Origin of the sequence: Xylella taiwanensis, assembly GCF_013177435.1 — a bacterium.
GTDB lineage: Bacteria > Pseudomonadota > Gammaproteobacteria > Xanthomonadales > Xanthomonadaceae > Xylella > Xylella taiwanensis.
In genome coordinates, this window is sequence record NZ_CP053627.1 from 724,924 (window position 1) to 738,748 (window position 13,825).

Here is a 13,825-nt window from a genome sequence, read left to right on the forward strand (position 1 = left end):
AGCGGCTGACATTTCTGAAATTTATGAACTGGGCATTATCTGCATCTGGTGGATTGTGGCCCTCTCCTAGAGGCGCGTGTGGTGGTGTTGCTGTGTCGCTTGCATAACGGCCTTGGTTATCCGTGCTTTGCGATCTTCCTGTACTCAGTCGCATTGTTGATACATGTGCTGTTGTCGCGGAGCGGCAGGTTGCTTCTATGAATTGCTTGTGTTGTACCGTGACATCCGGGCGTGTTGTTGTGACGTGCTTCGATTCCTCACCGTGGTATCACACTTACACTGTTTCAGGCGGAGTGGACGTTCCTGCTTCAGGAGTCGATCTGCGAGTTTTGGAATCTGGGATTGGTTGGCATCTCTTGCCATCTGACTTGCCTTGAGCAGGAGTGGGTAGTTGTTCCGTGTTATTGCTGAGCAGTTGCTGGGAAGGCCTGTGTGCTGTCAAGGACTTTTCGGATGACTGTGAAACGCTCCCAATATTCTTGACGTGCAACCTATTGATGTGGTTATCCGGTGGATAGGTTGCGATGCGCAAAATAAAACCCACGGCTTGTCAAAGGTTTGGATGATTTCACAGCATTTTGTGTTGACGATGCCATTCTTCCCCATTATCTTGTGGTCGTTGGCCTCGGTTGATATCATATCTTCCGGAGCGCTTGGAGGTATAGCACCCCGCCTGACAGGGTTGGGTACGACTATCCCCAGCGGTATTGGGAAGTGTTGATTGTCGCCCGTGGCTGTCCGCCCGGGAGGCGGCGGCTAAATCGGCGCGGTTCCTGCCTGCCGGTCTCCGTTGCGTAAAACTGCCGACAACCGCGTGCATAGCACGACACGCGGTGCCTGCTTTGGCGTCTCCCTAAGGGATAGACGGTGTGCGAATGCTGCTCGTAGCCCTGCTTGTGCGAGTTGTGTGGCTATCCCACCGTTGTTGCCCCGGCCTGCCTGAGTTGGTTTCTGCTTCAAAGGTTGAGTAGATCCGTGCATCACACGATGGAGGACGCATGATTCCCAAAGAGCAACTTGCTGCGGCTACCGCTGATTCTTTACCAAATTCTAGCGGTGTTGCCGTCTCCGTCTTTCATGCCCAGGAACTGGAGGACGACGTTCCTTTGCCACGCCAAGCCGCCACAATGCACACCCGGATGATTGAAGAAGTCAATGTCTCTACCTGGATTACCAAGGAAGCAGGTAACCGCCGGATGCCGTTCGACCGGGTGCGTTTGGAGTGCGCTATCGATACGATCCACGAAGAATTCCCACAATTGGACGTGGCTGACTACAAGCGTGCGGTGTTTGGGTTCGTTGAACGTAAGGAGAGTGTCAATGCCGACGACCTGGTCGATCTATTGATCCGGGAGGCTGAGGCGCGTGTCGACCTGACCGCGCCGGAGTGGGAGTACTTCGCGGCACGTTTGTATCTGCGTCGCTTGTACAAGCGTTCCAGCCGCAATCGCTTCTACGATGCTAGCCAGAAGTACGGCTCGTTTGTCGGTTTGCAGGAGAGCTTGGCTGACCGCAATGTCTATTCCAACGACATCCTGCGCAGCTACTCCAAGGAGGAGTTGATCGAGGCTGGTCAGATGATCGATCCTGAGCGCGATAAGCTGTTTACCTATAACGGCTTGTACTTATTGGCAACACGTTACTTGGCGACGGATGCTTCGCGCGGCGTCTTTGAATTGCCGCAAGAACGTTGGCTCACCATCGCCTTGTATTTGATGCAGGACGAGTACGGTCCCGGTAAAGGTGGACGCGAGCGCCGCATGCAACTGGTTGGTGAAGCTTATTGGGCACTGTCTAACTTGTACATGACAGTGGCGACTCCCACCTTGAGCAACGCCGGCAAGATCAATGGCCAGTTGTCTTCGTGCTTCATCGACACCGTTGACGACAGCTTGCAAGGCATTTACGACTCCAACACCGATATTGCGCGTGTGTCCAAGCATGGCGGAGGTGTTGGTGCTTATTTGGGTTACGTGCGTTCCTCCGGCTCGATGATTCGTGGTGTGCCTAACTCTTCTGGTGGTGTTGTGCCGTGGATCAAACAACTCAACAACACGGCTGTATCCGTGGATCAGCTGGGTCAGCGCAAGGGTGCGATTGCGGTTTATTTGGATATCTGGCACCGCGATATTGAAGCATTCTTGGATCTGCGTCTGAATAACGGCGATCAGCGTTTGCGTGCGCACGATGTGTTTACCTCGGTCTGCATTCCTGACTTGTTTATGGAAGCGGTCGAACGCCGCGGTGATTGGTATTTGTTCGATCCATACGAGGTGAAGCGGGTCAAAGGTTGGTACCTGCAGGATTTCTATGACGAGAAGAGGGGTGACCCCAACGGCAGCTTCCGCCGTAAGTACGAGGACGTTGTTGCTGACGAACGTATCAGCCGTAAGACAGTCAAGGCCATTGATATCTTTAAGCGCATCATGGTTAGCCAATTAGAGACTGGTAACCCGTTCATGTTCTACCGGGATGAAGTGAACCGGAAGAATCCGAACAAGCATGTCGGCATGGTGTACTCGTCTAATCTCTGTACTGAGATCCTGCAGAACATGGCTCCAACCCGGCTCATACAGGAGATGATCAGCGGCAATCAGATTGTTACGACCAAGCAGGCTGGCGATTTTGTCGTGTGCAATCTGTCTTCGATCAATCTTGGCCGTGCGATCATGGTGCAGGCTGATCTGCTTGGTGCTGACGTGCTGGAACGCCTGATCCCAATTCAGGTACGTCTGCTCGATAACGTGATCGATTTGAATCTGCTGCCGGTCCCACAAGCCACGATTACCAATCAGAAATACCGTGCCATTGGTTTAGGTACTTTCGGCTGGCATCACTTGCTCGCACAGCAGGCGATTCACTGGAATTCGCAGGAGGCCGAGCAATACAGCGACGAGCTGTACGAACGCATCAATTACCTGACGATTCAAGCCAGCATGGAATTGGCTAAGGAGAAGGGTACCTACGCAGTATTTCCCGGCAGTGACTGGCAAACCGGTGAATATTTTCGCGCGCGTGACTACAACAGCCCACAATGGCTTGAATTAGCTGCTCAGGTGGCCGTCAATGGCGTGCGTAATGCCTATATGGTGGCGGTAGCGCCGAACATGAGCACGGCGCAGATTGCCGGCTCCACTGCATCAATCGACCCGATTTACAGCGCGTTTTACTACGAGGAAAAGAAGGATTTCCGCCGTCCGGTTGCGGCGCCCGGGTTGTCGCTGGAAACGTGGCCGTACTATGAGAAGGGAGCCTACAAGCTCGACCAGTTTGCGAGCATACGCCAGAATGCCCGCCGCCAGCGCCATGTCGATCAATCGCTGAGTTTCAATTTCTATGTACCAAGCACTATCCGTGCCAGCACGTTGTTGGATCTGCACATGACGGCTTGGCGTGAGGGCTTGAAGACCACTTACTACGTTCGCTCTAACGACATCGACATCAGCGAATGCGAGTGGTGTTCAAGCTAATGGCGCTTGCCGTCTGAATTCGTAGTACATCGATCTTGTACCGGTGTCCTCCATTTAGTTTGACCGAATGAGTAACATGGCTATCTCACTTGATCGCATTAAGATCCTGGAACCACGCAATCCTAACCGTTCGACAGGGATTATTAACGGTAAGACCAGTGGCATCCTGAACTGGAACGATATTCCGTACCCATCCTTCTACCGGGCGTACAAGGAGTTGTCGACCAACTTCTGGATCCCGGATGAGGTGGATATGAAGGTCGACGCGCGCCAATACAGCGAACTGTCGGGGCGCGAGAAATATGCTTATGACGCGATCATCGGGTTGCTGGCAACATTGGATTCACCACAGACACGTTTCATCTACAACGTTGCTGAATACATCACTGACCCGGCGGCGCATGCCAATGCAGCGATCATCGGTCAGCAAGAGGTGATCCACAACGAGAGCTACAGCTATGTGTTGGCCTCGATCACTGATTTGGCTAACCAGAATCGCGTATTTGAGATCGCTCGGACTCATCCGACCATTCTCAAGCGTAACGCGCCAATCATGCAGGCATACGACGACTTCATCCGTGAAAAGACCGCTGAGACCCTGCTGTGCTCGCTAGTTCAATCCTCGATTCTTGAGGGGATTAATTTTTATTCTGGCTTTGCCTATTTCTACAACTTGGTGCGGCAGAACCGCATGACGGGCACCGGCAAGATCATCAGCTTTATCAACCGTGATGAATTGGCCCACACCAAGTTCATCAGCGAGGTGATTCGTGCCATCGTTGGCGAGAATCCGGAATTGCAAACGGATGCGTTGACCGACTACGTCCATCAAGCATTTGCACACGCGATTGAGCTAGAAACACAGTGGACTGGTGAGGTGCTCGATGGCATCGACGGTATCGACGTAGAGGAGATGATTCGCTATGTGAAGTACCGCGCCAATAAAATGGCCGGCATGCTTGGTATCGAGAAGCTGTACACCGAGACCACTGATAACGTCATGCCTTGGATCAAGGCTTATGCAGATAATTTCACCGAGACAAAAACGGATTTCTTCGAGATGCGTAATGCCAGCTACAAGAAGACTAACCTCGACAATGGCTTTGACGACTTATAGTTGCTGCTGCCATGCGAATTCTTCTGGCTCTTGCTTCCCTCAGCGGCAACACACGCGAAGTGGCGCGTGTAGTCACCGCGCGCTGTGAGGAGGGAGGCCATACCGTAGATTGGATCGAGACCGACCTACAGACGCTTGCTGGACAAAATGTTGATCCACGTACCTACACGTTATTTCTGTTTGGTACGTGGACCGATAACGGTGGTCGTACCCCGTTTGAGATGAAGCGTTGCATTGCTGAATTATTAGAGCTGATTGGCAAGCCAGCGTGTGTCGCTGTCTTTGGTACGGGCGAAACACAATGGGGGCACGAGTATTATTGTGGTGCGGTGCACCGGATCGCAGATTTCTTCGCTAGCCGATTCCCACGTCTCTTGATCGAACAGATGCCTCATGGCGAGCGCGATGTGCGTGCCATTGTTGAATGGACCGACCAAGTCATGAATCAGTGCAAGACGGATTCCGATGCAGATCATTACCGCTACGTCGCCTGACGAATTCAATGCTGCTCTGAAGGCTCATGCGCGCCTGTTGGTGGACTTCTATAAGGACCATTGTCCTGGCTGTCGTATGCTCGACATAGCCCTGGACAAGTTTGCTGCGACCGAAGCAGCCGTTGGTGTGGTGGTGTTGAAGATCCGCCTGGAGACGATCGGCGAGGATTTTTTCCGTGGTTTGGGGCTGCGGCAAACTCCGACCCTGGGAGTGTTCAACAATGGTCTGGAGGTCTCGCGTTTGCTTGGGTTTCAGTCGCTGGCTCAGATCGAGGCGGCTGTACAGACGTATCTCTAAGATGTGATCAGCGCTCGTTTTACGGTATTTCATTACTCGACCTCAGTCACATAGGAATAGCTACTCACTTGATAGTTCCAATGTCCGAGGACGTGGTAAGCCATCTTGTCATCGCCGATAGCCAAACCACGTTGCGGCGATGCAAGGTCTTGACGATGATCCAAGCGATCATTGCATACGTGTTGTTGGCTTGTTGCGATAGCGCTTGGAACACGCATGTCCAGACGCCCCAGTGACTGTCGACTGTCGTGGATGTCATAGCGGCGTTCGTGCAGATTGCATCAGTGATACCGCTGTGATAGCGATGCAGCAGCGTTTCGACAAGTAGGCAGTTTCTTGTGTACTCACCCCGGTATAGGGGGAGACGTGACAACAACGTGGGATGTATTGCTGCCAATCCTCTTGAAGGCAGTCGTGGTGGCTCATGGAACAGTGCGTTTATCGAAAAGAAAGATGCAAGTGTTGTTTATTTCCTTGATGACGGTTTCTTACTGGGCCCGTGGATGTTTGGCATGTATCAATGTTTCGTTCACCTTGCCGTAAAGGAGGTGACCTTGCGCAGTTCTTGGAATGCTAGATGCGCGTTCCGAGGGTTCGTTATGTCTGCCGCCCAGGATCCTCCGCTGCAAACGCTGTTGCTTCCATGTGTGCAGCGTGTTTCGAGTTGGCTTGTAAGGTGAGTGTTTTCCCGATGTACCTGATGGTGGGGTGTTGCGTGAATATGTGGGTGGACGCGCTTTTGGTGTGTGCGCAGCATCCGTTCAGTGACTCAGATACTAGAACGCAGTGCTTGGCGCGTGTATGACGAGGATGTGATCGACATTGATCCGCTCCATGACGCTCTGATTTTTATTCTGTTGCTGTGCCAGTGTGACGAGGTACGTGACTGACTGAGGTGGCCATCATGTGGGCGATGTTGACCTTACGCAGCTGATTGATCTTGCTGGATGGCTGAGCAAGCATCATGACCGCATGTTTTGGACTGCACCGCTGCATGGCGATCACGATGTATTAGGTGTGTTGGGGGGCGTTGGAAGCAGTACGCTCGATTCTGGCGGTTGTTTCTTCAGCCAACCATGTCTGTTTGTTTGGCATCGCGTCGATCTGACTTCAGTCCTGCTGGTCGAGTATCTTCCGACTGGTTGTATGGGCCGTGTTGTTTCCCTTGGTGCGGGTCGAGAGTATTGATGTGGATCGTCTGCACCGTTGCTTGCATACTCACCGCCATTGGCCTCATACGAGGCGTGTGTGCTGATGTTGGCACGGTGTCATGTGAAGTTGCTGTGTGTTGTGCCCATGCTCGGATTTCACTGGTATGACAGCGGCGGTATCGATGTTCACTCGTGAGACATCCTAGGGTGTCAAGGTTGCCAGCCTGATATGTGTTAAATGTTGCATCGCCGCGGTCGCACAGGCATCACAGTCACGCAGTTGATTCTTTGTGCCATTTACTATACGGGCAGACGTTCAACGCGAGTTTCGGCATGATGCGCATAGCAGGTTCGCATGAAACTACTTAAGTACATTGCTAATCTTGGTTATGGCAGCCGTAAGGAGGTTGCCTGGCTATTTCGCCAAGGTCGTGTCACGAATTGCGAGGGCGAAGTGTTGTATGCCGACGACCAGGTACAGCACCCCACGATCCGTCTTGATGGTGAACCGTTAGATCCGCCGCCCGGGTTGACGGTGATGCTGCATAAGCCTGCCGGTTACATCTGTTCGACCAAGGACACGGGACGATTGGTGTATGACTTGTTGCCACCCCGCTTCCGTTTGCGCTCGCCGTTGCTGTCCACTGTTGGCCGGCTTGATGGCGATACTAGTGGTCTGTTGTTACTGACCGATGATGGTGCACTGTTGCACCGGATGATCTCACCCAAGGCACATCTTCCCAAGGTTTATGAGGCCACACTCGTGCAAGCGCTGCGGGGGGATGAAGCAGCGCTGTTCGCCAGCGGCACATTATTGCTGAATGGAGATACGAAGCCGCTGCGACCAGCAGATTTGGATGTACTGGGGCCATGCCGGGTACGGTTGACGTTGTATGAGGGCCGTTATCACCAAGTGCGGCGGATGTTTGGTGCAACGGGAAACCGTGTCGAAACGCTGCATCGCAGTCGTATCGGTGGCCTGGTGCTGGATGGCCTGCCGGAAGGGCAGTGGCGTGTGCTTGAAGCCCGTGATCTTGCCATGCTGTTTTCACAGGAGAACCGATGACTGTGATTGCTCCGCTGTCATTCGTGCCTGAGGCGGTGATCTTCGACATGGATGGGCTGATGCTTGATAGCGAGCGTGCGAGTATCGAATGCCGGCGTCGAGCGGCATCCGATCTTGAGCAGCAGATCGAGCCAGATTACTGGATGCAGATGGTCGGGATGAGTGATACCGCCTGTCACGCGCTGCTGGCCGCACGGATTGGTGCTGTGTCGGCTGCAGCGTTGTTGGCGCGCAGTGATGCCTTGTATGACGCCGTGGTGACCATGGGGGTGCCGCACCGGCCCGGCATCATCACGTTATTGGAATGGTTATGCGTACGCGGTATACCGTGCGCGGTTGGTACTTCGACGCGGCGCCCGCTGGCGTTGCGTAAGCTTAATGCAGCCGGCTTATTGTGGCGTTTCGACGCGGTGTGTACGGCCAGTGATGTCGCTCATGCTAAGCCAGCGCCAGATATTTATGTGTTGGCGGCGCACACGCTTGGCATCGTTCCGGCGCGCTGCTTGGTGGTAGAAGATTCACCGATTGGAGTACGTGCTGCGTTGGCTGCTGGCATGACGCCGATTCAGGTGCCTGATTTGCTCATGCCGGATGCCCAGGTACGCGCGTTGGGGCACCGGATTGTTGCTTCATTGATAGAGGTGCAGCGCCTGTTGGAAGTGTGCTTCGATGTCTGAGCGTTTTTTCAGGTCGTGTGTGGTAGATGTGATTGGTTCGTTGTCCGTCTTGTGTTGTGTATACGTTGGTTGTGTCAGTGATGTGGGTGGGTTCTGTTCGCAGTGCTCAGTGCTGTATCACTTTTAGTTCGGTATAGCCTGCATTGCATATGATGCGGTCAGCATTCTGGTTGTCCTTTTCCAGAACCTGGAGTGTGCTGTGCAGTGCCACGTTGGCAGCATGATGGCCCGGTGTGCTGATGTTTGTTCTGGTATTGCGTTTTGCCCCTGTTGGGGGAAGTGCGTCCCACACGTTATCCGTTAAGTAGTGTGGGAAGCGCTTATGAAGACCTCGGTTGTTCTGCTGTTCTCATGTGTTATTGGTTTGAGGATGTGCACTGGGGCCGCTTCCTGTGATGTGCATTCCGTTGCTGCGGTTTTGACGGATGTGGAGCTTGGGTGCGTGCCACTCCGCCGTCAGTGTCTGTCGCCGCTGGCTACATGACGTTGCAGAACTGTGGTGATGTGCCGTTGCCCTTGGGTGCGGTGGAATCGTCAGTGGTACGTCATGTTGCAAGACATGAGATGTGCGAATTAGATGGGGTGTTCCACATGTGCATGCTCGACCAAGGCTTGAAGATGCCGCCACACGGTCAGGTGATATTGCGGCCTGGCAGCACCCATGTGGTGTTGATGTCGCTTGGTAAGCGATGTGTTGCTGGACAGTCTATTGAGGCGACGCTGGAGTTTGAACACGGTGTGTGCATGCCAGTGCATATTGAGGTGCGTCCGTTCAGTGCGACGGATGTCACCAAGGTTGATAGGCACGTGGGGCCATTCGCTCTCAATGAAGTTGCTGTGCGGCAATGTGGTTCATTCCATGTCAGTGCCAGCCAGCACTCGTTGCCAGCCTGCGTGGCCAAGACGTTTGAGTGTTTGAAGATTGCGTTGCACGATGACGTCTGGATCCGGGAATGCGGCGACGGCGTGGTCCACGCTTTCCTCACGCAGCAGGTGCAGAGCTGGGTATGGGGCGCGGTTGGTGTAGTTGCCAATATCATCCGATGCGGTGCCGTGGAATTGGTATTCCGGGTGGAAACTGGCCACTTGCAACACGCCTTGTAAATTTAGTGCCTGGATCATCGCGTCGACATGGTCGAGGAAGTCGTTGTAATCGAGGAAATCGGTTAAGACGTGCGGATGCACGATGAGTGTGGTGTCGATGTGTTCGGCGGGTGTGTCACGCAGCAGGAGTGATTCTTTTGCCAGATGTTCTAGGAGTGCTTCAGGCGTGGTTGCGTCACTCAGTACCAGACGCAGTTGTTGCTTGATGTAAACGGCCTTGGCGAATGGGCACAGGTTAAGGCCAATGACGGCGCGCTCGATCCATTGGCGGGTCAGTGTTAACGGATCGGCTAGGGTGGCGGTCATCGTTGCGGCTTGAAGGTGAAGAGTCGAAATTGTAGGAGGTTACAAGCGGGCCCTGTTAGTTTGGGTGAGCTCATTGTTGTCAGTATCACCTAGGTTTTATTTCGATGGTCTCGTTTCTTGCTTTGGGCTATTGAGTGGTGTGCTGGATCGCTATGGATTGTTTTCTATAGGGTTGCAGGAGTCGTTCATCCCGCTGTTGTACTTGCGGGTGCGCGTAGCATGAGCCACTGGAGCGATTGTTGAGCTTGTTTCTGGACTGAGGAGGGCACTTCGAGATATCAGAAAAGATACGAGCGAGTTGGTTTGATTGCTGATTGGTTTCAGAGTAAGCAGTCGATTGCTGCATTGCGGTGCTTTGCACTGAAGCAGCAGCTGCGGTGCGGCATTTCAATGTGACACCCGTATTTCTGGATGTTTTGATGTTGTGCCAAGAATTTTCAGGTGAAGGTGAAGTCTCTTCTGAACAAACGTCGCACGCTTATGGCAATGAATTGATGTATATGAAGTGAGATGTGATTCAAGCGATTTATTTGTACCTGACTTTCATTGTTCAGGGGTGCGTGGTAGGCATGATTGGATGATTGCATGTCGGAGGTGACCTGCCTGTTTGACTGCTCAGTGGCGCGGTTGCCGGGACATCCAATAATGTTAGTCATTGGCTTTGGAATGCGGTCTTTACCGTCGATGACAGCTGCTAGCGGCGCAAGCGGTCACATAGGTTGGCCGATGGAAACGCGTTGTATGATGTTTTTGACCATCAGCCAAGGGGCATATTGCTGCTTGATGCTTATTGGTGCAGGCTCCGGATTGACAGCCAGGAATGCTTGACGTCCAACACATAGTGGATTCAGGCGGAGGATGATTCACGGGAATAAGGACCACTGGGGTGTGGTTGCCGATGCGTGACAGCAGCAGTAAGCGTTTATCTCAGAGATGCTCCGGATCACACACCGTTTTGAAGGTGTTGGGGTGCGTTTGGTGTCAGCACACCAGGAAGACAAGTCGTTTATCTCTCCTCCAGGCGGCCCCGTATGCTGGTGAAACGTAAGAGGTGCCAGGTGGTCTTCATGTTGTGCAAGATGAGTGGACCGTGGCGGCTGCTTTGTGAAGCGTTACCAGATAAATAAAGAAGTTGCAGATACGTTTGAACCAAAACCTGATGTGCAGTTGCAGTATTGCAATGGTGTGTTGCACGGTGCTGAGTGTGACTGTGGTTGGTGTCAACGTGGTGGCTATTGCTGCGCAGATTGCTTGGAATTTGGTGCATCTGCATGTGCTGCTGTTTGAGAGCGATGGGATTAGGGCGTTGCTGAACTGAGGGGAGCAGCTTGATTTTTTCTCCGACTGCACCCTGATTTGGACCTGGGGAGCTTTCAATGATGTTTACAGGTGCGTCGTAGGGAGCGTTTTAGGTATGAATGCGAGGTTTCGTTAGTGCCTCGCCAGATGTGTTGATCGCTAGTGCCCTGCTGTCCGATTTGCTATGTCGCCGTTGTTGCGGTTAGCAAAAATTCCGCTATGTTTCGCTAAATGCTTGCGATGTAAGGGATAGCCGCACATAATGGGCAGCTTGCTGTGTTCGGTTTGTATGGGGCGCGGGAGTGTAATCCCCGGGCTGCTCTGTCGCAGCATAAGTGTTTGATTCCCGATGTCGCGTGGTGGACTGCGTGCCGTCGGGACTGCCGTCTCTCAGATCATGGGGGACACTGTCAGGGCCCGGCTGTGGTGGCCGGACTCACTAACGAATTGAGGTGCGCAATGTCACGCGTATGCCAAGTTACTGGCAAGCGTGTGCAGACGGGTAACAACGTCTCCCACGCCAATAATAAGACCCGCCGTCGCTTCTTGCCGAATCTGCACAAGCGCCGTTTCTGGGTCGCCAGCGAGAACCGCTGGGTTAAACTTCGTGTTTCCACCTCCGCCGTGCGTACCATTGACAAGAATGGCATTGATGCCGTGCTTGCCGAGCTGCGCGCCAGCGGCGAGAAGGTCTAAGGAGTCATCCATCATGGCAGGCAAGCGCGACAAGATACGCCTTATTTCTTCGGCCGATACAGGTCACTTCTATACGACTGACAAGAACAAAAAGAACACTCCTGGGAAGCTTGAGTTTAAAAAGTATGATCCCAAGGCCCGTAAGCATGTGATTTACAAGGAAGGCAAGATCAAGTGATTGCTGGATTCCTACTTGTTTTGGGAACTTGTTGTAAAGCCGAGCTGGTGTTTTCTTAGGTGGTATGGCGCATCCCTGTGTTGGTTGCTGTCAGGGGTTCGTTGTGTACTTGGTTCTGAGTCAGAACAGATTCTGTGATGTGGCCATCCTAACTTTGTGCTGAGGAAAGTTCTTTGTCGGTTTGGATGGAAGGAGCTTGGCTGTTTGCATTGGATTGGATCATCCGTTTGGCTGCGTTGCTTTGGATTCCAGCGCGAACCACCCCTAGTGCTGCACGCAGCTGGCTGTTGCTGATTGGTTTTGTTCCGGTGCTTGGCTTGCCGCTTTACTTAGCGCTTGGCCATCCTTGGCTGTCACGCAAGCGCGTGTTGCGCCAGGCGTTGGCTTCGCAAGTGATCCGTGAGTGGCAGCGTGGGTTGACTGAGTTGCGCTGGCAGCCTCATGAGAATAGCGTTGCCGCGGAATTGGTGCCGTTGGTTGAGCATCAGGGTGATTTCATGCCAACACGCGGTAATGCCTTGGAGCTATTGGATGACTACCATGCTTCATTGAGTCTGTTGATCAATGATATTGATGGTGCGCGCGAACGCGTGCACTTGCTGTATTACTTGATGTTTGACGATGCGGTTGGCGATGCGGTGGTGGCTGCGTTGCAGCGTGCCGCGGCGCGTGGCGTGTCTTGCCGGTTGCTGCTGGATGCCGTTGGTGCTAAACGCGGTCTGCGTGCCTACCGGCAGTGTCTCCGCTCACACGGTGTCGAGGTTCACGCGATGTTGCCTGGTGGGTTGCGCTGGCGCCGCAGTGGGCGTATGGATTTGCGCAACCACCGTAAGATTGCTGTGATCGACAACCGTGTTGCTTATATCGGCTCGCAGAATTTGGCATGTCCAGATTTCGTGCCTCACTTCCCTAATCGTGAACTGGTCGCGCGCGTGTGCGGTCCTGCGGTAAATCATCTGGAGGCGGTGTTTCTCAGTGACTGGTTTGTTGAAACTGGTCAACGTTTGGAGATGCGGCTCGATGCTCCCGTGTGCGTGCAGAATGTGCCGACCCAATTAGTAGCCAGTGGGCCGGCTTACCCGTATGAGAATGCACGTGATGCGGTTAATACAATGATCCACCTGGCACGGCGACGCGTTGTGCTGGTGACACCGTACTTTGTACCTGATGAGGCTACACTCAGTGCGTTGCGTATTGCCGGCACGTCTGGAGTGGACGTGCAGTTGATCTTGTCTGAGAGCAATAACCAGTCCCTGATAGCCTGGGCTCAGGAGGCGTATTTCGAGGAGTTACTGCGTGCCGGAATCAAAATCGCACTATATCGTCCCCATTTTCTGCACGCCAAGCATCTGAGCGTGGACGAGGATATTGCATTGTTCGGCTCGATTAATTTAGATATCCGTTCGTTCGCGCTTAACGCGGAGATTGGCATGATTTGTTACGACTCTCAGATTGTGTCTCGGTTGCGTGAAGTGGAGAGTGATTATTTAGCTAATGCGCGCCAGCTTAACTTGGTCGAGTGGCAGCAACGTCCGGCTTGGCGTCGCAGCCGTGAGGGCATTGCACGTTTGGCTGATGCCTTAATGTAGTGTGTTGTGGATGTGCGCGGCGTGTTATCCCTTTTGCACTCTGGTCATGAGTCATCCAATGACCTGAGCTTGCGATGTAGCTATCTTGGGTGATGTTGCAGGTGTGGCGCCAGTGCTTCAGCTATTTCATGTTGCAGAAGTCCGTGATGGTTGTGCTTGATCGAACTGTCTATGGCGTTGGTGGAGAGGGTGGCCTATGTCCAGTATTTGCTTAATGTCCTCGCTGACCATATGAGCGCTTGGCGTGATTAGCCTGATGATTTCATTGATGACTTAAGCATCTTGTCTGAGGAGTGTGGGTGCAAGTTGATGTTCCCAGGCTCCATGATGCTGACGACCTGCCTTGGGCGGCTTCCTGTAGCGGTAGCGTGTAGTTTGTG

The 13,825-nt window shown here is 53.2% G+C and carries 13 protein-coding genes and 1 pseudogene; 12 read left to right on the forward strand and 2 right to left on the reverse strand.

What is annotated here, in order from left to right; all coding sequences use genetic code 11:
- Positions 1-998: 998 nt before the first annotated feature.
- From PLS229_RS03035 to PLS229_RS03050, 4 genes are all read left to right on the forward strand, one after another.
- The gene (locus PLS229_RS03035) at positions 999-3,470 is read left to right on the forward strand and encodes a ribonucleoside-diphosphate reductase subunit alpha (RefSeq protein WP_038270984.1); all 2,472 of its coding nucleotides are present in this window, start codon (positions 999-1,001) and stop codon (positions 3,468-3,470) included.
- A 76-nt stretch (positions 3,471-3,546) separates the two neighbouring features.
- Complete coding sequence (locus tag PLS229_RS03040) at positions 3,547-4,587, forward strand: ribonucleotide-diphosphate reductase subunit beta (RefSeq protein ID WP_038270985.1); 1,041 nt, start codon at positions 3,547-3,549, stop codon at positions 4,585-4,587.
- Positions 4,588-4,598: 11 nt separating this feature from the next.
- The gene (locus tag PLS229_RS03045) at positions 4,599-5,081 is read left to right on the forward strand and encodes a flavodoxin (RefSeq protein WP_038270986.1); all 483 of its coding nucleotides are present in this window, start codon (positions 4,599-4,601) and stop codon (positions 5,079-5,081) included.
- On the forward strand, positions 5,053-5,379 hold the full coding sequence (locus tag PLS229_RS03050; RefSeq protein WP_038270987.1) for a thioredoxin family protein: 327 nt from the start codon (positions 5,053-5,055) through the stop codon (positions 5,377-5,379). The genes PLS229_RS03045 and PLS229_RS03050 overlap by 29 nt, the downstream gene beginning before the upstream one ends.
- Positions 5,380-5,411: 32 nt before the next feature.
- Here PLS229_RS03050 and PLS229_RS03055 read toward each other — a convergent pair whose 3' ends face one another.
- On the reverse strand, positions 5,412-5,597 hold the full coding sequence (locus PLS229_RS03055) for a hypothetical protein (RefSeq protein ID WP_038270988.1): 186 nt from the start codon (positions 5,595-5,597) through the stop codon (positions 5,412-5,414).
- A 546-nt stretch (positions 5,598-6,143) separates the two neighbouring features.
- On the opposite strand from PLS229_RS03055, the gene PLS229_RS12415 reads away from it, so the two are divergent.
- The 5 genes and pseudogenes from PLS229_RS12415 to PLS229_RS12670 all read left to right on the forward strand — a co-directional run.
- The gene (locus tag PLS229_RS12415; RefSeq protein WP_267903172.1) at positions 6,144-6,269 is read left to right on the forward strand and encodes a hypothetical protein; all 126 of its coding nucleotides are present in this window, start codon (positions 6,144-6,146) and stop codon (positions 6,267-6,269) included.
- Between the two features lie 82 nt (positions 6,270-6,351).
- A complete protein-coding gene (locus PLS229_RS03060) occupies positions 6,352-6,567 on the forward strand; it encodes a class I SAM-dependent methyltransferase (protein ID WP_152536602.1) in 216 nt (71 codons plus the stop codon).
- Positions 6,568-6,885: 318 nt separating this feature from the next.
- The gene (locus PLS229_RS03065; RefSeq protein ID WP_038270990.1) at positions 6,886-7,596 is read left to right on the forward strand and encodes a pseudouridine synthase; all 711 of its coding nucleotides are present in this window, start codon (positions 6,886-6,888) and stop codon (positions 7,594-7,596) included.
- Complete coding sequence (locus PLS229_RS03070; protein WP_038270991.1) at positions 7,593-8,273, forward strand: HAD family hydrolase; 681 nt, start codon at positions 7,593-7,595, stop codon at positions 8,271-8,273. Before PLS229_RS03065 ends, PLS229_RS03070 begins: the two co-directional genes overlap by 4 nt.
- Before the next feature lie 480 nt (positions 8,274-8,753).
- Positions 8,754-8,978: pseudogene (locus PLS229_RS12670) on the forward strand (copper chaperone PCu(A)C); the annotation flags it as partial.
- Between the two features lie 147 nt (positions 8,979-9,125).
- Here PLS229_RS12670 and PLS229_RS03075 read toward each other — a convergent pair.
- On the reverse strand, positions 9,126-9,683 hold the full coding sequence (locus PLS229_RS03075; protein WP_038270993.1) for a DUF1415 domain-containing protein: 558 nt from the start codon (positions 9,681-9,683) through the stop codon (positions 9,126-9,128).
- Between the two features lie 1,758 nt (positions 9,684-11,441).
- On the opposite strand from PLS229_RS03075, the gene rpmB reads away from it, so the two are divergent.
- From rpmB to cls, 3 genes are all read left to right on the forward strand, one after another.
- Positions 11,442-11,678, forward strand: coding sequence for a 50S ribosomal protein L28 (rpmB, locus tag PLS229_RS03080; protein WP_038270994.1), 237 nt, complete (start codon positions 11,442-11,444; stop codon positions 11,676-11,678).
- A 10-nt stretch (positions 11,679-11,688) separates the two neighbouring features.
- Positions 11,689-11,856 carry a 50S ribosomal protein L33 gene (gene rpmG, locus PLS229_RS03085; RefSeq protein WP_171898073.1) on the forward strand — a complete coding sequence of 56 codons (168 nt, stop codon included), beginning with the start codon at positions 11,689-11,691 and terminating at the stop codon, positions 11,854-11,856.
- A 185-nt stretch (positions 11,857-12,041) separates the two neighbouring features.
- On the forward strand, positions 12,042-13,445 hold the full coding sequence (cls, locus tag PLS229_RS03090; protein ID WP_038270996.1) for a cardiolipin synthase: 1,404 nt from the start codon (positions 12,042-12,044) through the stop codon (positions 13,443-13,445).
- Positions 13,446-13,825: the final 380 nt, after the last annotated feature.